At 67.7% G+C, this 21,085-nt stretch carries 18 protein-coding genes and 2 pseudogenes; 5 read left to right on the top strand and 15 right to left on the bottom strand.

Going from position 1 to position 21,085, the window contains the following annotated elements:
* Positions 1–180: 180 nt before the first annotated feature.
* The 6 genes from gcvH to secA2 all read right to left on the bottom strand — a co-directional run bounded on the left by gcvH (position 181) and on the right by secA2 (position 5,762).
* The gene (gene gcvH / locus ACNQR1_RS19620; protein ID WP_036449745.1) at positions 181–576 is read right to left on the bottom strand and encodes a glycine cleavage system protein GcvH; all 396 of its coding nucleotides are present in this window, start codon (positions 574–576) and stop codon (positions 181–183) included.
* A 37-nt stretch (positions 577–613) separates the two neighbouring features.
* Entirely contained in the window at positions 614–1,366 is a 753-nt protein-coding gene (locus ACNQR1_RS19615; protein ID WP_418050420.1) for a DUF881 domain-containing protein, read from the bottom strand.
* A 142-nt stretch (positions 1,367–1,508) separates the two neighbouring features.
* On the bottom strand, positions 1,509–1,841 hold the full coding sequence (locus tag ACNQR1_RS19610) for a small basic family protein (protein ID WP_418047511.1): 333 nt from the start codon (positions 1,839–1,841) through the stop codon (positions 1,509–1,511).
* Between the two features lie 28 nt (positions 1,842–1,869).
* Positions 1,870–2,769 carry a DUF881 domain-containing protein gene (locus ACNQR1_RS19605; RefSeq protein WP_418047510.1) on the bottom strand — a complete coding sequence of 300 codons (900 nt, stop codon included), beginning with the start codon at positions 2,767–2,769 and terminating at the stop codon, positions 1,870–1,872.
* A complete protein-coding gene (locus ACNQR1_RS19600; RefSeq protein ID WP_418047509.1) occupies positions 2,766–3,395 on the bottom strand; it encodes a CDP-alcohol phosphatidyltransferase family protein in 630 nt (209 codons plus the stop codon). The genes ACNQR1_RS19605 and ACNQR1_RS19600 overlap by 4 nt, the downstream gene beginning before the upstream one ends.
* Positions 3,396–3,404: 9 nt before the next feature.
* Positions 3,405–5,762, bottom strand: a complete 2,358-nt coding sequence (gene secA2, locus ACNQR1_RS19595; protein WP_418047508.1) for an accessory Sec system translocase SecA2 — start codon at positions 5,760–5,762, stop codon at positions 3,405–3,407.
* 109 nt (positions 5,763–5,871) lie between these two features.
* Here secA2 and ACNQR1_RS19590 point away from each other — a divergent pair, with 109 nt between their 5' ends.
* On the top strand, positions 5,872–7,803 hold the full coding sequence (locus tag ACNQR1_RS19590; protein ID WP_418047507.1) for an ABC transporter ATP-binding protein/permease: 1,932 nt from the start codon (positions 5,872–5,874) through the stop codon (positions 7,801–7,803).
* Positions 7,804–7,835: 32 nt separating this feature from the next.
* Positions 7,836–9,748: pseudogene (locus tag ACNQR1_RS19585) on the top strand (ABC transporter ATP-binding protein/permease).
* A gap of 13 nt (positions 9,749–9,761) precedes the next feature.
* Here the strand turns inward: ACNQR1_RS19585 and ACNQR1_RS19580 are convergent.
* From ACNQR1_RS19580 to ACNQR1_RS19555, 6 genes are all read right to left on the bottom strand, one after another.
* On the bottom strand, positions 9,762–11,249 hold the full coding sequence (locus ACNQR1_RS19580; protein ID WP_418050419.1) for an FAD-binding protein: 1,488 nt from the start codon (positions 11,247–11,249) through the stop codon (positions 9,762–9,764).
* Between the two features lie 5 nt (positions 11,250–11,254).
* Complete coding sequence (locus ACNQR1_RS19575; protein ID WP_418047506.1) at positions 11,255–11,752, bottom strand: VOC family protein; 498 nt, start codon at positions 11,750–11,752, stop codon at positions 11,255–11,257.
* A gap of 106 nt (positions 11,753–11,858) precedes the next feature.
* Positions 11,859–12,557: a hypothetical protein gene (locus ACNQR1_RS19570; protein ID WP_418047505.1), complete on the bottom strand. Its 699-nt coding sequence runs from the start codon at positions 12,555–12,557 to the stop codon at positions 11,859–11,861.
* 155 nt (positions 12,558–12,712) lie between these two features.
* Positions 12,713–13,321, bottom strand: a complete 609-nt coding sequence (locus tag ACNQR1_RS19565) for a LysM peptidoglycan-binding domain-containing protein (protein WP_418047504.1) — start codon at positions 13,319–13,321, stop codon at positions 12,713–12,715.
* A 305-nt stretch (positions 13,322–13,626) separates the two neighbouring features.
* Entirely contained in the window at positions 13,627–14,538 is a 912-nt protein-coding gene (locus ACNQR1_RS19560; protein WP_418047503.1) for a sterol desaturase family protein, read from the bottom strand.
* 30 nt (positions 14,539–14,568) lie between these two features.
* Entirely contained in the window at positions 14,569–16,149 is a 1,581-nt protein-coding gene (locus ACNQR1_RS19555) for a carboxylesterase/lipase family protein (RefSeq protein ID WP_418047502.1), read from the bottom strand.
* A 148-nt stretch (positions 16,150–16,297) separates the two neighbouring features.
* Here ACNQR1_RS19555 and ACNQR1_RS19550 point away from each other — a divergent pair, with 148 nt between their 5' ends.
* A complete protein-coding gene (locus ACNQR1_RS19550) occupies positions 16,298–16,633 on the top strand; it encodes a DMT family transporter (protein WP_418047501.1) in 336 nt (111 codons plus the stop codon).
* Positions 16,633–16,962 carry a DMT family transporter gene (locus tag ACNQR1_RS19545; RefSeq protein WP_418050418.1) on the top strand — a complete coding sequence of 110 codons (330 nt, stop codon included), beginning with the start codon at positions 16,633–16,635 and terminating at the stop codon, positions 16,960–16,962. Before ACNQR1_RS19550 ends, ACNQR1_RS19545 begins: the two co-directional genes overlap by 1 nt.
* Here ACNQR1_RS19545 and ACNQR1_RS19540 read toward each other — a convergent pair.
* The 3 genes and pseudogenes from ACNQR1_RS19540 to ACNQR1_RS19530 form a co-directional block, all read right to left on the bottom strand.
* Positions 16,906–18,168, bottom strand: coding sequence for an MFS transporter (locus ACNQR1_RS19540; protein ID WP_418047500.1), 1,263 nt, complete (start codon positions 18,166–18,168; stop codon positions 16,906–16,908). The two genes, ACNQR1_RS19545 and ACNQR1_RS19540, sit on opposite strands and share 57 nt — an antisense overlap.
* A 29-nt stretch (positions 18,169–18,197) precedes the next feature.
* Positions 18,198–19,096, bottom strand: a pseudogene (locus ACNQR1_RS19535) (SDR family NAD(P)-dependent oxidoreductase).
* Positions 19,093–19,701 (bottom strand): TetR/AcrR family transcriptional regulator, encoded by a 609-nt coding sequence (locus tag ACNQR1_RS19530; RefSeq protein WP_418047499.1) that lies wholly within the window; start codon positions 19,699–19,701, stop codon positions 19,093–19,095. The pseudogene ACNQR1_RS19535 and the gene ACNQR1_RS19530 overlap by 4 nt, the downstream one beginning before the upstream one ends.
* 78 nt (positions 19,702–19,779) lie before the next feature.
* Between ACNQR1_RS19530 and lysA the strand changes: the two genes are divergently transcribed.
* Positions 19,780–21,054, top strand: a complete 1,275-nt coding sequence (lysA, locus tag ACNQR1_RS19525; RefSeq protein ID WP_418047498.1) for a diaminopimelate decarboxylase — start codon at positions 19,780–19,782, stop codon at positions 21,052–21,054.
* Positions 21,055–21,085 lie beyond the last annotated feature (31 nt).

The following is a 21,085-nucleotide window of genomic DNA, read 5'->3' as shown; positions in this document are numbered from 1 at the left end:
CTCACTGGCTGCTGTGGCGTTGCCCGGCGTGGCCCCAGCCCATCGTCGGTCTCACGTCGACCGTACCGCGCATCAGGCATCGTTGGGTCCACCACCGCCGGATCCGATGGGGAAGATATCTGCGCGCCGGGTACGGCCCAACCGGTCTCGGCGACCGGCCCTCGAAACCCTAACAATCCCTCACTCGGTCACGGCGGCGCGGTAGCCGTCCGCGTCGAGCAAACCGGCCAGGGCGTCCTCGAGCGTGCCCTCCTCGAGCCGCAGATCGACCAACCAGCCTTCGCCGTAGGGGTCGGAATTGACCAGCTGCGGACTGCCGTCCAGATCACCATTGACCGCAACGACTTTCGCCGCGACAGGCGCGTACAGGTCCGACACCGATTTGGTGGACTCCACCTCGCCGAACGCATCGCCTGCGGCCAGTTGGGCACCGACATCGGGCAGCTGCACGAACACCACATCGCCCAGGGCGGACTGCGCGTAATCGGTGATGCCGACGCGCACCGTGTCGTCACCGGTGCGCAGTACCCACTCGTGTTCCGAGGTGTAGTACAGGTCGGCTGGGATCTCGCTCACGGCGCTCCTTTGGTTGTCGGGCGATGGGTTGCTGTACTCACTTGACGGGCTGAGCGTATTGGCGTGGTTTCGGTTGCCGCAAGGCGGTGACGTCGACACGCTCGGCTTGTTGTACCACCATCGTGCCGCCGACGCGCTTGACGCTGTCCATTGCCCCGCCGGGAATGTTCATCGCCGCCGCCAGCGTCGGCGGATCCCCTATCGCCAGAACAGAATACGGCGGCCGCAGGGTCGCGTCGTCGACGGTGAGCGCCCCGGGGGCCCCGATGATCCAGGTGTCCAGGCCCACCCGCACGGCGGGCTGCTGATCGCCACCGCGGATCTCGATGGCCTCGGCCCCGGCCGCGCGCAGCTCGTTGATCACATCGAGCATCGTCTCGGCAGGCACCCCCGGCGCGTTGTCCTCTATGGTGAGCGTCACTCCGGGACCCGTCGCGGCCACCGTTCCGATCTGGATGGACAGCGCCTCCAGCCGGGACTGCGCGTTCTCGATCGCGGCCTGATCGCTGCTGCCCGAGGCCTGTAGCTGCTGCAGGGTCCGCTGCAGGTCGGCCACCTCGGTGTTGAGCGAACCCTCACGTTGCTGCAGGGAGTCCAGCAGCACCAGCAGATCCGCCGGCCGCGCAGTCTCCAGCGAATCTCCTGACTCGTTCTGGCGAACCTGTGTGACGATCGCCATGCCCAGCAGAATGCACAACAACACCCCGAGACCGCCGAACACCAGCTGCGTACGGCTGCGGCGCACGATCCTCAGATTCCGGAACCGGCGTGGCGAGACATCCGCGGGCATCTCATGGCGGCCGTGATGTTCGGCCTGATGCTCCGGCTCGCGTTCAGGCTGCGGTTCCGCCTCAGGTGCCGGCTGGTCCGGCTCCGGGGTGCCGGCCGGCTGGTCCGGCTCGGTCGGGGGCGGAGACTCTGGTTCGCTCATGTCAGGCGCCGAACAACCTGCGCCGCAGCGCTGCGGCGTTGCCGAAGATCCGGATGCCCAGAACCACGATGATCGCCGTCGACAACTGGGTACCGACCCCCAGTTGATCGCCGACGTAGACGATCAGCGCCGCCACCAACACGTTGAACACGAACGACACCACGAACACCTTGGCGTCGAATATCCGCTCCAGATAGGCCCTCAACCCGCCGAAGACCGCGTCGAGCGCCGCCACCACGGCGATCGGAAGGTAGGGCTCGACGAACTCGGGAACGCTCGGGTGGAAGATCAACCCGAGCACGATCCCGACGACCAGTGCGACGATCCCGATCATCTAACGGTCAATCCTGTGCACGTCAGGCCTATCCAATCTGTTTGGCGAAGTTGACATCTCGTACCGACACCGCGGGCACGGTCAACCCGTCGCCCGCACTCACGCTCACCCCGACCCCGTAGGACGTCTCCAGCAACCGCAGCCGCTGCAGACCCGGAGTGCGATCGAACGTATCGGCCATGCCCTTGGGCGGTCCGATGGCCACAATGGCATACGGACTCGTGATCGGCTGGTTGTCCACCAGAATCCCCCCGCCCGCCTGCCGGATCGTGACACCGGCACCGACCCGCACACCGCCCACCGAAACCGCCTCTGCCCCACTGGCCCACAGCGAGTTCACCACCAGCTGCAGATCCCGGTCCAGGATGATCTGCTGACCACCGGCAACCCGTTGTTTGGACACGTCGCTGAGGTCCTTGGACAGGCCGGGATCGGTGACCGTGACGGTCAGCCCGGGACCGATCATGGCAATGGCCGCGGCTTCGATGTTGGCCGTGTCCAGACTGCCGAGCAGATGCTGGCCGTTCTCGTCCATGCCGAGCCTGCTGCGCCGCTCGGCGTCCACCTGATCCACGAGCGCGTCACGCTCGGAACTGGCGTCGTCAGCACCGATCTGAGCCGCCCGAACCCGCCCGGCCAGCGTGTGCTGGGCTTCCCGGGCGGCCGGGGCCGCGGTCTGGGCCTGCCCGGCCGCTACGGCGAACACCGTCGCGATCGCGCCGGCGCCCACCAACAGCCACCCGAAATCGCTGACCCGCCTGCGCGGCCGGTCGCCGGCGTCACGTGCGGCGGCGGCCGCGGCGTAACCGGGATCGAGGTGGTCCGTCAGCAACGACCGCAGCAGCGAGGGCAGCGGAATGCGCTTGGGAGCGTGGGCCTCATGGTCGTTGAGCCCGGCGCCCGACTCGTAGCCGCCCAGGGTGCTCATGACCGGAGCGGGAGTTGTCGCACCACCATCGTCACCTGGATCAGATACAGCACCGCCGACCACAGATACAGCGCCACACCCCACAGCAGGAACGCCCAGCCGCAGGCCAGGGCCACCCGGCTCCACGTCGCGTCCCACTGGCCGAGCAGCACCCACGGGAATCCCGACATCAGCGCGAAGGTGGCGGCCTTACCCAGGTATGTCACCGGCAGCGCGGTCAGTCCCCTGCTGCGCAGCAGCGGCAGCGTCGCCGCCAGCAGCACGTCGCGGCCCAGCAGGGTCAGCACCAGCCACCACGGCACCACGCCGTACAGCGCCAGTGCGACCGGGACCGTGACCATGTAGATCCGGTCGACGAACGGATCGAGCAGTTCGCCGAGCCGCGACGACTGGTTGTCGACCAGGCGCGCGATCTTGCCGTCGGCCCAGTCGGAGAAGCCGCTGAACATGAGGACCGCGACGGCCCACCCGTTCGCGTGCAGGCCGAACAGCAGCCACAGGAACACCGGCACCAGCACGAGGCGCAGCACACTGAGCGCGTTGGGCACGGTCAGCACCCGGTCCGGCCCGGGTGGGGTGGCCCGACCCGTAGCGCTCCTGCCCTCAGGAGCAGGCGCGTGTTCCATGTCTAAAACCTAGCGGAACACACCCGGCAGACTCAGCGCCGACATGGTGTCGTCGTTGAGCGGGTTGTCGTGGACCATGTAGGTCCACGTCGACGTCGGCCGGGCGAGCTTGGACAGGTCGACGCCCGGTTCGTCCTCGATCGAGTCGGCGGTGTCGAAGGTCTGCTGGGCGGCCTCGATGGCATCGGCGGCCAATGAGGCGAACGCGTCGACGGCCATCCGGTGGAACTCGTCGAGCGGATTCTGGCGGCCCAGCGCCCGCAGGTGGATGCTCTCCCGGATGTCGGCGAGGAAGGCCAGGTGGTCGCACCAGCCCCGGTCCAGGTGGTACAGCATGATCAGCCGGCAGATCTTCTCCAGCTTCTCCTCGCCGTCCTCCCCCAGTTCCTCGGCCAGCTCGGCGTAGCGCTCGGGTGAACGGTCCTTCAGCTCCTGGCGTGCGGTGTCGGTGCGCAGCAGGGTTTCGCGACGGTCCACGATGATGGCGCGCTGCTGGGCGATCAACTGGTTGTAGCGCCACGTGTTGGCGTGCACGTCGAGCAGCCGGCCCTCGGCGACCCGCTGCGCGTGGTCGAGCAGACCGGCCGCCTTGGGCGCCAGGATGCGGCCGTCCTCGTCGGTCTCGGTCGGCAGCTTGGTGTCGTCGAGGTGCGACGCCACGACCTCGTCCTCCCAGCTGGAGAAGAACACCGTCGAACCGGGGTCGCCCTGACGGCCCGCGCGCCCGCGCAGCTGGTTGTCCAGTCGTTCGGTGTGGTGACGGCCCGTGCCGACGACGTGCAGCCCGCCCAGCTCGGCCACCTTCTCCTTCTCCGCCGAGTCGTCGCCGGCGTCGGATCCGCCCAGCCGGATGTCGGTGCCGCGGCCGGCCATCTGGGTGGACACCGTCACCGAGCCCAGCTTCCCTGCCTCGGCGATCACGGCCGCCTCTTCGGCGTCGTTCTTGGCGTTGAGCACGACGGCGGGGACACCGGCCTTGACCAGCCTGCGGTGCAGGTCCTCGGACTCGGCCACGTCGTGGGTGCCGACGAGCACCGGCTGACCGGTCTCGTGCACCTCGGCGATGTGCTCCACGATGGCATGGTTCTTGGCCGCCTCGGTGAGGTACACCCGGTCGGTCTCGTCCTCGCGGATGTTGGGCTTGTTCGGCGGGATGGGCGACACGCCGAGCTTGTAGAACTGGCGCAGCTGCTCGCCGGCGGCCAGCGCGGTACCGGTCATGCCGCACACCGTCGGGTACCGGTTGACCAGCGCCTGCACCGTGATGGTGTCGAGCACCTCACCGGTCTCGGTGGTCTCGATGCCCTCCTTGGCCTCGACGGCGGCCTGCAGGCCGTCCGGCCAGCGCTGCAGCGAGGCGATCCGCCCGCGGGACGCGTTGATCAGGTGGACCGCACCGTCGCGGACGATGTAGTGCACGTCGCGCTGCAACAGCACATGCGCGTGCAGTGCGACGTTGACCTCGGTGAGCGTGGTGGCGACGTGCTCCTCGGAGTACAGGTCGATGTTGCCGAGCTTGGATTCGAGGCGCCGCGCACCCGCTTCGGTGAGGTGCACGTTGCGGTTGTCGTCGTCGGTCGCGAAGTTCTCGTGCGAGTCGGGTCCGCTGATCAGGTCGCCGACCATCCGGATGACCTCGACGCGCGGCTGTTCACGGTGGCTGGTGCCGGCCAGCACCAGCGGCACCAGCGCCTCGTCGACCAGCACCGAGTCGGCCTCGTCGATCAGGGCCACGTCGGGATTCGGGGACACCAGGTCGGCGACGTCGGTGACCAGCTGGTCGCGCAGCACGTCGAAACCGATTTCGTTGACCGAGGCATAGGTGACGTTGCACTCATAGGCAGCCCGGCGCTGCTCGGCCGTGGAATCGGCGGTGATCCAGCCGACCGTGAGCCCCAGCGCCTCCAGCAGCGGGGTCATCCACTCGGCGTCGCGACGCGCCAGGTAGTCGTTGATGGTGATGACGTGGACGTGCCTGCCGCCGATGGCATAGCCGGCCGCCGCGATCGCCCCGGCCAGCGTCTTGCCCTCACCGGTGGCCATCTCGACCACGTCGCCGGCGAGCATGCGCAACGCCGCGAGCAACTGCACATCAAAAGGACGCAGACCGGTGGTGCGTTCGGCGGCTTCCCGCGCCAGCGCCAGGAACTGCGGCATGTCCGCGGACGCAGCCAGGTCATCCAGCTCAAGCAGCTTGGCGGCCTTGGTGAGCTGTTCGTCGTCGAGTCCGGCGGCCTTGTCCTCGAATTCGGCCGCACCCTTGACCTCTGAGAGCGACCGAGCCTGGTTCCGCTCGGTACTGGCCCCCAATAGCTTCCAGAACTTGCTGCTCACGCGGCCCGGTTTGGCGCTGGACGTCTTCGGCACATGTTCACGGTACGCGGGCGCGCGGAGTGTCCCGGAAACCGGATCGGCGCAGCCCCGCCTGGAGGTGTCCGGCCGGGCTCATGCCAGCTGATGGGGGTACTTTGCCCGCATGGAGATGTTCACCCCGACCCTGGACTGGGGCAACGAGCTCGGGACATCGCTGGTGTGGATCGCCAAGGGCTGGCTGATCGCTGCCGTGTGCACTTTGGTGATCCTGGTGCTGCTCGCCAGGGTCACCGCCTGGGGCAGGCAGTACTGGCGGATCACCAGCGGGTATTTCACCGGGCGCGACAGCGTGATCGTGTGGGCCTGGCTGGGTGCGATGCTGCTGTCGGTGATCGCCGGGGTGCGACTGGCGGTGCTCTTCAGTTATCAGGGCAACGACATGATGACCAGCTTCCAGGTGATCGCCGGTGGCATCTCCAGCGGCAACGAGGCCGTGAAGGTCTCGGGTAAAGACGGGTTCTGGCTGTCGCTGGGCGTCTTCGCGCTGCTGGCAGGGCTTCACATCGCCCGGATCATGCTCGACATCTACATGGCGCAACGGTTCATGCTCCGTTGGCGGGCCTGGCTGACCACCCAGCTCACCGGTGACTGGCTGGACGGCAAGGCCTACTACCGGACGCGCTTCATCGACGACACCATCGACAATCCGGACCAGCGCATCCAGGCCGACATCGACACTTTCACCGCGGGCATCGACTCACTGCCGAACCGTCCCAGCGCCAGCTCCACGAACACCCTGTTGTTCGGCTCCGTCTATTCGGTCGCCTCGATGATTTCGTTCACCGCGATTCTGTGGAACCTGTCCGGCGAAATCACCTTGCCCCTGGTCGGCATCGACCTGCCCCGGGCCATCTTCTGGATCGGCATCGTCTACGTTCTGTTCGCCACGGTCGTGGCGTTCTGGCTCGGCCGGCCGATCATCCAGCTGGCCTTCAACAACGAGAAGTACAACGCGGCCTTCCGCTATGCGCTGGTGCGGCTGCGTGACGCTTCCGAAGCGGTGGCCTTCTACCGCGGCGAGATCGCCGAACGCACCGGGCTGCGGAAGCTGTTCGCGCCGGTGGTGTCGAACTACCGGAACTACATCAACCGGATGGTCAAGTTCCTGGGCTGGAACAACTCGATCGACCAGGCCCAGGAGCTCATCCCGTACATCGTGCAATTTCCGCGGTTCTACAGCGGAGAGATCACGCTGGGCGCGCTGAACCAGACCGCCAGCGCCTTCCGAAGCCTGCTCGACGGGTTGTCGTTCTTCCGTAATGCCTACGATCAGTTCGCCGGCTACCGGGCCGCCATCATGCGCTTGCACGGGCTCGTCGTGGCCAACGAGCAGGCCAGGGCGCTTCCGGAGGTGACCACCCTGCCGTGTGTGGACGGCACGGTGAAGCTGACCGACGTCGAGGTTCGTACGCCCGACGGCAGGCAACTCATCAACCCGCTCGACCTGCACCTGCAGGTGGGTGACACGTTGGTGATCACCGGGCCGTCCGGCAGTGGCAAGACCACGCTGCTGCGCAGCCTCGCCGAACTGTGGCCGTTCACGTCGGGCACTCTGACCCGCCCGTGCGGGCCCAACGAGACGATGTTCCTGTCGCAGTTGCCCTATGTGCCGCTCGGTGATCTGCGTGCCGTGGTCACGTATCCCGGCGAAGAGTGCTCTGTCGACGACGAGACACTCAAGCGCACCCTGGATGAAGTAGCCCTCGCGCATCTGGCCAACCGGCTGGACGAGGTTCAGGACTGGGCGAAGGTGCTGTCTCCCGGTGAGCAACAACGGATCGCGTTCGCCCGGATCCTGCTGGTCAAGCCAAAGGTGGTGTTCCTGGACGAGTCCACGTCGGCGCTCGACGAAGGCCTGGAATTCATGCTGTACCAGCGGGTTCGCACCGACCTGCCGGACACCATCCTGGTCAGCGTCAGCCACCGCACCACGGTCGAGCAGCACCACACCCACGAACTCGAGCTGCTCGGTGACGGCGAGTGGCGACTCGGCCGGACCGAGGACGACGCGGCCGACCTGGTCAAGCAACCCTGATCAGGGGGTAGTTCCCGGTAGCTTCCGGGGGTATGGAGATGTTCACCCAGTCATTGGACTGGGGCAACGAAATCCTTGCATCGCTGGTCTGGGTCCTCAAGGCGTGGGCGATCGGCGCGGTGGCGCTCGTGGCCGTCCTTGCCGTGCTGGCCCGCATCACCACATGGGGGCGTCAGTTCTGGCGCGTCACAGGTGGTTATTTCATTGGGCGCCAGAGCATTCCGGTGTGGGCTCTGCTCGGTGTGCTGCTCCTGTCGGTGATGCTCTCGGTGCGCATGGACGTGTTGTTCAGCTACTACCTGAACGACCAGACCACGGCGCTGCAGGTGGCGTTCTCCGGGGCCGGTTCGGGCGACGAAGCGGTGCGGCGCTCGGGAATCGACGGTTTCTGGCAGTCGATCCTGATCTTCGCGATGTTGGTGACGGCGGACATCACCCGCACCCTGCTGGACCTGTATCTGATGCAGTACTTCATCGTTCGGTGGCGGGTCTGGTTGACCCACCGGCTCACCGGCGACTGGCTGGATCAACGGGCCTACTATCGCGGCCGGTTCGTCGGCGGCTTCGGCGGTACCCCGATAGACAACCCGGATCAGCGCATCCAGCAGGACATCGATGTCTTCACCACCGGAACCGGGCCCGAGACGAACACGCCGACCGTCGCCACCGCGCAAACGCTGCTGTTCGGATCGGTGTACTCGATCGTCTCGGTCGTCGCGTTCACGCCGATCCTGTGGAATCTGGCCGGGCCGTTGACGATTCTGGGGATCACGGTGCCGAAGGCCCTGTTCTGGATCGCGCTGCTGTGGGTGGCGGTCACGACGGTCGTGGCAATCTGGATCGGCAGGCCGATGATCCGGCTGACCTTCCGCAACTCGCTGACCAACGCCGCGTTCCGCTACGCCCTCGTGCGTGTCCGTGACGGCGCCGAGGCGGTCGGCTTCTATCGCGGTGAAAACACCGAACGCGCCACGCTCACAGACCGGTTCGCCCGGGTCATCGCCAATTACCGCAGGCTCGTGCTGCGCGGTGTCGCATTCCTGGGCTGGAACCGCTCCATCAACCAGATCATCGACCCGCTCCCGCTGATCATCCAGGCGCCGCGCTTGTTCGCGGGTCAACTGACGTACGGCGATGTCCTGCAGTCGTCGAGCGCCTTCAACCGGGTGCAGAGCTCGCTGAGCTTCTTCCGCTCGGTGTACGACGCATTCGCCGGCTACCGGGCCGCCATCATCCGCCTGGACGGTCTGGTCACCGCCAACGCACAGGCAAGGGCGCTACCGCGACTGGACACCGGCGTGAGCACCAACGGCGGAGTCGAACTCGAGGACGTCGAAGTGCGGTCGCCCGACGGCGCCCTGCTGCTGCACGACCTCGACATGCAACTTGCTCCCGGTGATTCGTTGGTCATCACCGGACCGTCCGGTACCGGCAAGACCACGCTGCTGCGCAGCCTGGCCCGGCTGTGGCCGTACGGCTCCGGCACGGTGCGGTATCCCGAGCAGGGTGGGGTCATGTTCCTGTCCCAGCTCCCCTATGCCCCGCTCGGTGATCTGCGGACGGTGGCCTGCTATCCCTCACCGGCGGGCGCCTACGGCGACGACGAGATCCGGGCAGCCCTCGACGCGGTCGCCCTGGGAAACCTGACGTCTCGTCTGGACGAGGATGCCGATTGGGGAAAGGTGCTGTCCCGGGGGAACAGCAACGGATCGCGTTCGCCCGGGTTCTGCTGGCCAAACCGTCGGCGGTGTTCCTCGACGAGGCCACCTCCGCGCTCGACGCCGGTCAGCAGCACGCGTTGTACACGACGCTGCGCGCCGAGTTACCCGACTGCATCGTGGTCAGCATCAGCCATCGCGACAGCGTCAACCGGCTCCACGACCGTCGCCTGGAACTGCTCGGCGACGGCCGGTGGAACCTCGCGCCGGTCGGCTTGCCGACCTGACGGCGAAGCCGGCTCAGCGCGCCGCGGCGTGGGTCCCGGCGCGGCGCCCGAAGAACGATCCTTCGCCGAGCTGCACACCGCTGGCGTACCCCTTGCCGTCCTGGGCGATGTTGGACGCGCAGGCGCCCGCCGCGTACAGGCCGGCGACGACGCTGCCGTCCTCCCGCAGCACCTCGCCGTCGATCGACACGGTCAGCCCGCCCATGGTGAATCCGGAGTACATCGCGATGCCCAGAGACAGGTCGAACGCCGCATACGGACCCGTGCGCTGGACCGCGATGTAGTCGGGGTTCTTGTGGAAATCGGGGTCTTCGCCGTTGGCCGCGTTCTCGTTGTAGCGGTCCAGGGTGGCGGCCAGGTTCCCGGCCGGAATACCCAGCGCCTCTTCGACTTCGGCGATCGTCTCGTAGCCGTCGATGAACTTGATCAGCGGCATGGCGGGCATCTCCATGTGCTCCTCGTCCACGATCAGATACGCCTGCTGCTCGGGCTGCTCGAGGACGTACGCCGAGGTGCGCGAGTGGTAGGAGTCCTCGGCGACGAAGCGTTGCCCCTGGTTGTTGACGATGACGCCGGTCAGCAGGATCTCCGGCGGGTAGGCCGCGGCGGTGATGAACAGCTGGTCCATGCCGTTGGCCACGCCGCCTGCCGAGACACCCATCCGGATGCCAAGGCCGTCGTCGTTGGGGTTGCCCAGGATGTAGGGCTCCACCTCGCCGTGGTGCTTGGTGCGACGCTTCTTGCCGAGCGCCGGGGTGTACTCGGCGACCATCTCGGGGTTCATCGCGAATCCCCCGGCGGTGATGATGACCGATTTCGCTTTGATACAACCGGTTTCGCCGAAGTGCTTCCACTTCACCCCGACCACGGGGCGGTCATCGGCACCGCCGTCGACGATCAGGTTGGTGGCTCCCACCTCGTAGCGGATCGTGACACCCAGTGTCTCAGCGCGTTTCAGCAGGAGCTCGATCACCATCGCGGCGCCGCCCAACTCCCCCGGCACAGGCACCGAGTGCCCGCGCGGGGCCGGCTTGGCCTGCTCGGTGAACGGCCACACCTTCTCGTTGCCGGTGTAGGACAGCCCCTCGGTGCCCGGCGGCACCACCACCTTGCCCGGGTAGAAGCTGCGCTCGAACTGGAAGCCCAGCGCCTCAAGCCAATTGAAGTGCTCGACACTGCCGTCGCTGTAGGCGCGGATCTTGTCCAGATCGGGTTCGCGCGAGACGGCGACCAGGTACTTGTACATCTCGTCGGCGGTGTCGGGGTGCCCCGTCGCCACCTGGACGGCGGTGCCACCACCGAGGTAGAAGTGCCCACCGGCCATCGCGGTGGTACCGCCGGCCGCCGCCGCCTTCTCCAGCACCAGGACGCGGGCGCCCTGCGCTGCGGCACTGACCGCCGCGCAGCCTCCGGCGATACCGAACCCGACCACCACGACGTCGAACTCGTCGGACCAGGATTCGACGTCCGCTGCCACTAGGACTTCGGGGACCTCGGGGATTTCCTTCACTGCTGCTCCTGTTTCACATACTCGAAGAACGCCCGGATCTCGGGCGGTATGTAAGCGATCTCCAGATACGGCACCCCGGCCCCGGCGGCCGACAGGTAGGCGAATTTCATGCCCCCGGGCATCTCGCCCTGGCAGACAACCGGTGTCCCGCCGGCCTCGGCGTCGCGCAGTTTCGCCTCGAACGCCTCGGGGTCGGTCGCCTCGACGCAGATGTGGTGTAGGCCGGCGGCCCCGTGCCGGTCGAGGAACTCGGTGTAGACACTCTCGCCGCGCACCGGTGCGATGAGCTCGAGCTGGGTGTCGCCCGCGTAGCTCAGCGAGATGTCGGCCACGAAATCGGCCGGCCGGCCGCGGTGGCTACAGGCCTCTGGGCTGAAATGCACCGCGGGCATCCGCACCCACCGGCGCGCCCCCAACAGGGTGGTCAGCGTCTGTTCGGTGGCATCCAGATCGGTGGTCACCCAGGCAACCTGGACAGGTGTCTGATTAAGCATCGCCATGAGAATATCGCCCGCCCGGCGCGAAAGCTAGAACGTGTTCTAGTTCCGCGATTCGCCCGAGTCCATGGCGAACACCCGGCGCGTGCGCGAGGGGTGCGGGTCAGGGCTGCCCGACGAGATTCGACACCTCGCCGGCGAGGGGCGCCCCGTCACTGCGCGCCTGGCCACTGGCGTTCTGCCACGATACGGCGGCCGGATAGTTGCCCCACGTGCTGTTGAACATCCCCACGATGGCGGCCCGGCCGTCCGGCGTGACCACGTACACCGGGCCACCGGAATCGCCCTTCTGGCTGACCACGCCGTTGGCCATGGTGAACCAGCCGTTGTTCACGGCCTCGACGGTGCCGCAGGTCTCCCCCGTCACCACACCGAAGTGGCAGACCGGGGCCCCGGCCGTCGGCACCACGGCGGGATCCTCCACGAGCATCCGCCCTCCCGGCAGGATGTTGTTGACCACGACGTCGCCGGCCAGCTGGATGGTCTCCCAGTCGGAGATCATCTGGTTGGTGTCGACGGTGGCCCCGTCGGGCGTGTTGTCCCGGAAAGAACCCATGTGCCCGATGAAATTGCCGTCGCGGTCGTTCACCGGTCCGGCGCCGCGGCAATGCCCCGCGGTGAATCCGACCCGGCTCACCGGGTCCACGAAGCCCAGCGTGCACAAGTTGGTGCCCTGCCGGATCTCCATCCCGGGATACACCAGCGAACCTGCCGCTGCCGCGGTCGGGACCGGACATACCAGCAGCCCCGCCACCGGCACCCCCGCCATCGCCCGCATCGCCCCACCAAGCCAACTGTTCATCGCCGGCCTCCCTCGTTTTCGGACGTGGTGAACGTCACCCTACCGACATCAATATCGGCCAGACGGCAACTTCGTTACCGCGGGTACCCGCATCCATGGCCCGAAAACGACGACGGCCCGGACCGTGAAGGTCCGGGCCGTGCATCTGTCCCAGGTCAGGGAATCGTCAGAACCTGGCCCGGGTGGATCAGGTCAGGGTTGGCGACGCCGCTGGCATCGGCGATCTGCTGGTACTTGTTGCCGTCCCCGTAGAACCGCTCGGCGATCGCCCACAGGGTGTCACCGGAGACCACGGTGTAGGTCCGCGGCTCGGGTGCCGGCGGGGGTGGCGGCGGCGCGGCCGGCTCGGGCGCGGCAACCGGCTCCTCGACAGCGGCCGGGGCAACCTCGGCCTCGGGCGCGGCGGCCTCGGGGGCAGGTGGCGGCGGCTCGGAGGTCTCGGTCTTGGACGACCACGCGGGTCCGTCCGCGGCGTACAGCACCAGGTTGCGGTCATCCTGGAGAACGAGCTTGACGTCCTTCTTGCCCTTGGTGTCGGTGTGCCACACCGGCTTCTCGGACGTGTACAGCACGAAGTTGCCGTCGGTCTGCACCTCGGCGCGCACCACGTCCTGGCCGTTGGTGGAAGTCGACCAGACCGCTTGGCCGCGTGCCTCCAACACGAGGTTGCCGTCATCCTGCAACGTCAGCGTGTATGCGCCGTTGTTGGAGGTGAGCGACCCGCCCTTCTCCAGCTTCTGCCCTTCGGTCAGTGTGTCTCCCACGCATTGCCCCTTTCTGGACGTGATCCGGGTTGTCCACCCGGTTCTGTCGACCTTACTGACTTGAAGTTTGCTTTGGTGCCATTCGGCTCGGCCCGAATTCAAACGTCACACGAACACTGGGGAACACTGGGAATTTCGACGCCGGAAGCCTCAGGTCAGCCGGTCGCGGCGGGTCGCCCATCGCGCCCCGGAGGGGATGGCTCCGGCGTGTCGGGACCGGTGCAGCGCGAATAGTAAGGCGCGTCAATTCCCGTGCCGGCCAACGGTTCTGGCGGAGCCCGCAGGCCGGCGCCAAGGCGGGTGAGTCAGCCGACGGGTTGGGATTCGGAAACCTCGGCGGGCTGCCAGCCCGGCGGCCCGAAGACGTAGCCCAACCGGTCGCGCAGTCGGGCGGCCTGTCGCACATCGCGGGCGATCGCCACGTATTCGTGGGTCTGCAGCTTCCAGATGTTGAACGTGTTCACCGGTTTGGTCAGCCCGTAGTGCGGCCGGAACACCTCCGGCTGGAATGTGCCGAACATCCGGTCCCAGATGATGAGGATGCCGCCATAGTTGCGGTCGAGGTACAGCTGGTCGCGGCCGTGGTGCACACGATGGTGCGACGGCGTATTGAAGATGAATTCGATTGGCCGCCACAACTTTCCGACACGCTCGGTGTGCACCCAGAATTGATAGACGAGGTTCACCGAGAAGCTGGCGAACACCAGCCACGGCGGGACGCCGAGCAGCGGCAACGGAATCCAGGCCAGAATCTCACCGCTGTTGTTCCACTTCTGCCGCAGTGCGGTGGCGAAGTTGTAGTACTCGCTGGAGTGATGGGCCTGATGCGTCGCCCAGATCAACCGCACCCGGTGCGCGATCCGGTGGTAGGCGTAGAACAGCAGATCCACCCCGACGATCGCGATGACCCAGGTGTACCACCGGTTTCCGGGCAGATGCCAGGGCGCGAGGTAGGCGTAGATGGCGGCATAACCCAACAGCGCGAGCAGTTTCCAGCCTGCGGTGGTGAGGATCGAAACCAATCCCATCGAGATGCTGGCCCACGCGTCGCGTGTCTGAAACGCACCGGCGGGTGCCCGCTCGGATTCGATGTGCTCCAGACGGCGGGCCGCGACCCATTCCACGGTCAACAGCACCAGGAAGAACGGGATCGCGAAGAACACCGGGTCCCGCATCGGCGGAGGGAGGAAGTCCAGAACGGACCTGATCATGTCCATGGCAGCAGTCTTTGTCTCAGCGGGCTCGGTCTACCGGAAATTGAGTATCTGGCTTCCCCAGGCCGCGTGCAGATCGCGGTCCAGGTCGGCAACGGTCTTGTCCTGTTTGTCGATCACCAGGGCGGCCCGGTCGTCGCGGCGGTAGGGCCGCCACACCGGTTCGCCCAGGGCACCCGAGGGTTGCCCGGTGGCCGCGAAGTTGACCCACCGCCGACGCACCCGCTGCGAGACCGCACGTCCATGCTTGAGCCCACCCAGCTTGAATGTCGGATCCTTCGGTCCGGCAACGAGATTGCCCCACACGTAGGGCAGCTCGGTGGCGTGGGCGGCACCGAGCCGCAGCAGGCGCAGCATCGGGGTGGTGAAGTCGAAGCGGTACAGGTGCACCGGGGCGACGGCGCTGTGTCCCTCGGCGAACCACAGCGTCGGCATGCGGAATCCGATGTCGCGCGCCATGCCGAGTCCGATCGCCTTGGGACGTAGACCCGCATAGGCGGAGGTGATCTGAGCTTCGGTCGGCAGTTGCAGGCCGGGTTGCTCGGCCGCGATGGCGGCGAACATGGACCGCAACGCACCGGGGGTGATCGGCATCAGCGGTGACTTCATCCAGCGGAACACCGTGGCTTCGTGCTCGTTGGTCCCGATGATCAGCGGCACCGGGTGGGTTCGCCCCTCCCTCGCGGCCACCACCGGGTAGTCGGGGACGACATCGCCGTCGACGACGGGCGCGAATGCCAGCAGGCCGGGTGTCTGGGTCGGAACCGCGTCGAACACCTCCTTGGCCGCCGCCAGGATGCTGGGCACCGGCGCGCCGGACAGTCGCCCGACCTCGTCACCGTCGACGCCAAGGCGCTCGAGGAACTGGGCCGCCACGGAGCGGGATCGCTCGACGTCATAGACCGAGGTCGCGGGGGAACTCTGCGCGATCGCGGCGGTGAACAGCCCCTCGGCGGGCGGGCTGGACAGCAGGGTGGTGACGATCCCGCCGCCGGCCGACTCCCCGAACAGGGTCACCCGCTGCGGGTCGCCACCGAATGCGGCGATGTTGTCCCGTACCCAGTGCAATGCGAACAACACGTCGCGCAGGCCGAGATTGGTGTCGAACCGCAGGCCTTTCGCACCGGGCCGCCCGTTGAAATGCGACAGGTCCAGGAAGCCGAACGGGCCCAGCCGGTAGTTGACCGTGACCACCACGGCGTCACCCTCGGCGGCCAGGACCGACCCGTTGTAGAGCGGCTGACTTCCCGAGCCCAGGACATAGGCGCCGCCGTGGACCCACACCATGACCGGCCTGCCGTCGCCGGCCTCGGTGCCGCTTGGCGCCCAGACATTGAGCACCAGACTGTCCTCGCCCTGGCGGCCGCCGAGGTCGAGTGGGAGCCGCGGATCGGTGATCTGCGGGCACACCGGCCCGGCCGCGGTCGCGTCGGCGACGTCCTGCCGGTGCCCGGGAGGTTGCGGTGCCCGCCAGCGCAACTCACCGACCGGCGCGGCCGCGTAGCGAATCCCCAGCCACTGCTTGACCGTTCCGTCGTCGCTCCCGCGGACCGGGCCGTACGCGGTGTCGACGACCGGACCGGCCCTGGTGACGGCGCGCGTCGGATCGGTCATGCGGGGCTCCTCGGTGAATCTGGGCGAACTCCCCCACGGTACTCACCCGTTAACCAACGCCGGAAAATATTCGGCTGGGGCTGGTGCTCTGAGCAGGCCCGCAACGACCGCGACACCGCACCGAGGCGAGCTCGGCTAGGTTTGTCCGGTGCGGACCTGGGCGTTGTTGATCGCGGCCGTCGCCACCGAAGTCAGCGCCACCCTGTCGCTGCGCGCGTCCCAGGATCATGCGGGGTGGCTGGCGCTGGTGGTATCCGGCTATCTGGCCGCGTTCGTGCTGTTGACCCTGGTGCTGCGGGCCGGCATGCCCGTCGGCGTCGCCTACGGCATCTGGGGCGGCCTGGGCACCGCGGCGACGGCCGTGCTGGCCGCGGTGCTGTTCGGGGACCCGTTCACCTGGCCGATCGTGGCCGGCATCGGTTTGATCATCGCGGGTGTGCTGCTGGTCGAGCTCGGATCGCACCCGCGTGAGGTCGAATCGTGATGTGGCTGGCACTGGCCGGGGCGATCCTGGTCGAGGTGTTCGCCACCCTCGCGCTGCGGGCATCGGACGGATTCCGCCGCAAGGTCTGGGTCGCGCCGGTGATCGCCGGGTACGTGCTGTCGTTCTACCTGCTGTGGCTGGCCCTGGCGTGGGGGGTACCGGTGGGGATCGCCTACGGCATCTGGACCGCGTGCGGGGTCGCCCTGGTCGCGGTCATCGCCAAGTTCCTGTTCAAAGAACCGCTGACACCGGTCATGATGCTGGGCATCGCGCTAATCGTGTCGGGTGTGTTCACGATCGAGCTCGCGGGCGTCGGGCCCACGCACTGAGTCGGGTACCGGCGCCGGTCGTCGCGGGAGCACCCCGGCCAGCAGGGCGGCGATCACCCCGGCCACCGGTACGGCCAGCAGACCGACCCGCAATCCCGCGGCATCGGCGACGAACCCGACCAGCAACGGGGCCCCGAAGAAGCCGACCCGCATGAGCCAGGTCACCACGGTCAGACCCGTGCCGGGTCGCAGGCCGGGCAACTGGTCGGCGCCGTGCATGGCGGCGGGCACCAGCGTGGCCACGCCCAGGCCCGCGAGTGCGAACCCGGCGATCGTGGTGGCGATGCTCGGGAATGCCAGCGCCGCACCCATCCCCGCCGCGGCGATCACGCCACCGGTCCGCGCCACGGTGGCCTCGCCGAACCGGTCGACCAGCCGGTCGCCGGTCAGCCTGCCGATGAACATGAACCCGACCAGTGCGATGTATCCGAAGACCGCCAGCGCCGGCGGCGTGTGCAGGGAATCGCGCAGGTACAGCGTGGCCCACGAGCTACCGGCATCCTCGACCGTGGCACCGGCGATGGCGATCAGCACCATGGCCAGCAGGATCAGGTAGGTCCGCGGCCCGGCCTTGGTTTCCGCCGCCGCCGCGTGTGCGGCCGGGTGGTCGGCATGGTCGGGCCCGGGCAGCAGGTAGCGGTAAGCGATCAGGGCCACCGCACTCAAGAGCACCCCGACCACCGGGAGGTGGATTCCGCGCGGTATCCCGAGCGCGATCGCACCAGCGCCGGTGAGCCCGCCGAGGATCGCCCCGGCAGCCCAGACCGCGTGCAGGGAGTTGATGATCGAGCGGCCGTGTCGGCGTTGCAGCCGTAGCCCGTGTGCGTTCTGTGCGACATCGACCACCGAATCGCATGCCCCGGCCAGAAACAGGGCGGCGGCGAACATGACCGGGGTCGCCGCGACACCGGCTGCGATGACGAAAACGGACAGCGCGACGGTGCCGATCACCGCGACCCGCGCGCTGCGGAACCGCCGGATCAACATCGCCGCGGTCAGTCCCGCGACCAGTGCCCCACCGGAGAACGACGCGACCGCGGCGCCGTAGACCGCGTTGCTCAGGTGCAGGTCGGTCTTGATCTCCGGATAGCGCGGCAGCAGATTGGCGAAGATCGCCCCGTTGGTCAGGAACAGCGCTCCCACCGCGATCCGGGCCCGGCGCAACGCGGCGGTGCCGCTTTGTTCCGAGACCGACCTGGACGCCACCGAGGCGACACTACTGCGCCCCGCCGAAGCTAGCCGACCGCCGACACCAACCGATCGCTGACCTGCCACAGATCGGCGGCCAGGGCCGGGTCGTACGAATCGCGCGAGGATCGGATCCGGCGGGTTCCTTCGAAGTACTCGCCCGTGACGCCGTCGAGGGCGGGATCGTCGACCAGCGCGGCGAGATTGGCCCCGGAACGTCTGGTGCTGTTCACATTGGGCAGGATTCGCAGGGCCGGCATGAACAGGCGCCAGGCCAGTCGCTGGGCACTGCCGTAGTCCCTGGCCAGCCCTGACCCGGGCATCAGGCCCGGGTCGAATGCGTTGACCGTGATGCCGCGGGCTCCGTGCCCCAGCTGCCGGTCCAACTCATAGCTGAAGAGCATGTTGCATAGCTTGGAGGTGGTGTACCGACGCCTGCCCTCTTCGCCGGTCAACCCGCCGGCCGGCGGCCGCAGCAGTTCTTCAGCTGAATTATATTGCGGTGCAGGCATACCCGTGAATTTGTCCAGATCGTGGGTGCCGCTGCTGACCACCACGATCCGGGCCGGGGCGGTCAGGGCGCCGAGCATGTGCCGGAATGACCGAGATGGTTGACTCCGAACGTCAACTCGTAACCGTCGGCCGTCGTCGGCGAACCCGAGACGACCTGCAGCCCGGCGTTGCACACCAGCGCGGCCGGCGGCGGAACCTCCAGGCCGGGCAGTCTGTCGGCGAAGTCGCGCACCGACCTCAGCGATGCCAGGTCGAGTTCACCGACCGTGGTGCGGCCGGGACAGTCGAGCCGGGCTGCCGCATCGGCGCCGCGCTGGGTGTCGCGTACCGCCAGCAGCACATGCCACCCGGGATCTGACGCCAGCAGCGCCCGGGCGCATTCGAATCCCAGCCCGGTGTTCGCGCCGGTGATGATCGCGGTCTTGCCGGTCACTTTTCCTCCAGGAGTATCGGGATGAGGGCGGTGACGGCTTGCCACAGCCGCTGGTACATGCGCGCCACGTCGGTGCCGTCGGGTTCGAGGTGTCCGGCGAAGAACACGCCGTCGGACTGTGCGACAGCGAATGCCGTGAGTTCGGCGACCACCCGGCCCGCACGGCGCGGCGGCACGCCTTCCGGCAACTGACCACGGACTGCGGCGGAGAAGCGCGAGAGGGCGGTGTCCCGCACGCGGCGGACCACCGCCGTCACCGTCGGATCATCGCTGCGTTCCAGGGACAGTAGGTAGAGGATGCGGAGGAACTCGGGGCGCTGCGATTGCTGGTCCGCCAGGACCGCCAACTGGTCGTCGATGCTCCCGTCGCGCGGGATGGCCGCGAAGAAGCGGTCGGCTCCGCGTTCCATCACAGCCGCGAGGACGCCGTCCTTGGACCCGAAATGCCAGTAGATCGAGCTGGCCGGAAGGCCGCAGGCCTTGCGGATGTCGCTGATCGAGGTGGCGGCATAGCCCCGCGTGGCCATCAGGCGCTCGGTGGCGTCGAGGATCTGTTCTCGAGAATCCGCGCCCTGCTGCTGTCGCCTGGTGGATGCAGTGGTCACCTGGAACCGCCTCTGTAAGGATCGTTACAGACAGACTAACACCGCTCGCGGACACCATGCCGGTGGCACGCTGAACCGGTGACGATCAGCAAGACCGCCGCCGACGATCTGATCGGCCTGTTTCCGCCGGGAACACAGCAGGACGGCGATGGCACCCTGATGGTCGGCGGCTGCCGGTTGGATGCGATCGCCGAGCAGTTCGGCACGCCGGCGATCGTGGTGGACGAAGGCGCCCTGCGGCAGCGGGCCGCCGACTACCTCGGGGCCTTCCGCGGGCGTTGGCCGAACAGCGATGTCGCCTTCGCGTCGAAATCCTTCCCGTGCACCGCGGTTCAGCGGGTGATGGTGTCCGAGGGCCTGCATCTCGATGTCGCGGGCGGAGGCGAGATCCTGTCGGCGATCAAGGCCGGTGCCGACCCGGCCCGGATGGTGCTGCACGGCAACGCCAAGACCGACGAGGAGCTCACGCTGGCCGTCGGGCACGGCGTGGGCCTGGTGGTGGTCGACAATTTCGACGACATCGACCGGCTGGAGCGGATCGTGCCCGCCGGCCACACCCAACCGTGTCTGGTCCGGGTGATTCCCGGGGTGGAGGCTGCCACGCACGCCTCGCAGGCCACCGGCCACGCCGGGTCCAAGTTCGGTCTGATGCCCGCGGATGCCCGCAGGGCCATCGCGCGTATCGGGGCCGGCATGCGACTACGGATGGACGGCGTGCACACCCACGTGGGATCGCAACTGCTCGATGCCGAACAGCTGGCCGCGGCGGTGGCGCCGATCGCCGCGCTGGGCACGTTCGACGTCTACGACCTCGGCGGCGGACTCGGGGTGCGCTACACCTACGACGAGCACCCGCCGAGCCTGGACGACTACGCCGAGGCGATGGTGGCCCGGGCCCGTGACCTGTTGCCGCCCGACAGCCGGATCATCGTCGAACCCGGGCGCAGCATGGTGGCGACCAGCGCATGCACGCTGTACCGCGTCACCACGGTCAAGCGCGGGGTGATCACCCATGTGGCGGTGGACGGCGGGATGGGCGACAACCTGGAGGTGTCGCTGACCGGGCAGCGGTTCGAGGCCACCATTGCCGATCGGGTCGGCGGCGGAGAGACGGTCAGCGTCGTGGGTAGGCACTGCGAGTCCGGCGATCAGCTCATCGGCGCCGTGGCGCTACGTGACCCGAAAGTCGGCGACCTGCTGGCGGTACCGGTCACCGGCGCGTACTGCTACACCATGTCGAATCAGTACAACGGCGCCCGTCGGGTACCGGTTGTGTTCGCGCACAACGGAACTGCCCGGCTGGTGGTCCGCCGTGACTCCTGGGCGGACCTGCTGTCCCGCGATGTCGACTGACACGATCGCGTTCTGGGCACCAAGATTGTCA

The sequence above is a fragment of the Mycobacterium sp. 48b genome (assembly GCF_048282725.1).
In the GTDB taxonomy this organism is placed as follows: domain Bacteria; phylum Actinomycetota; class Actinomycetes; order Mycobacteriales; family Mycobacteriaceae; genus Mycobacterium.
Note: the sequence above shows the minus strand (reverse complement) of the source record. Positions and strands in the feature narration are given on the sequence as shown.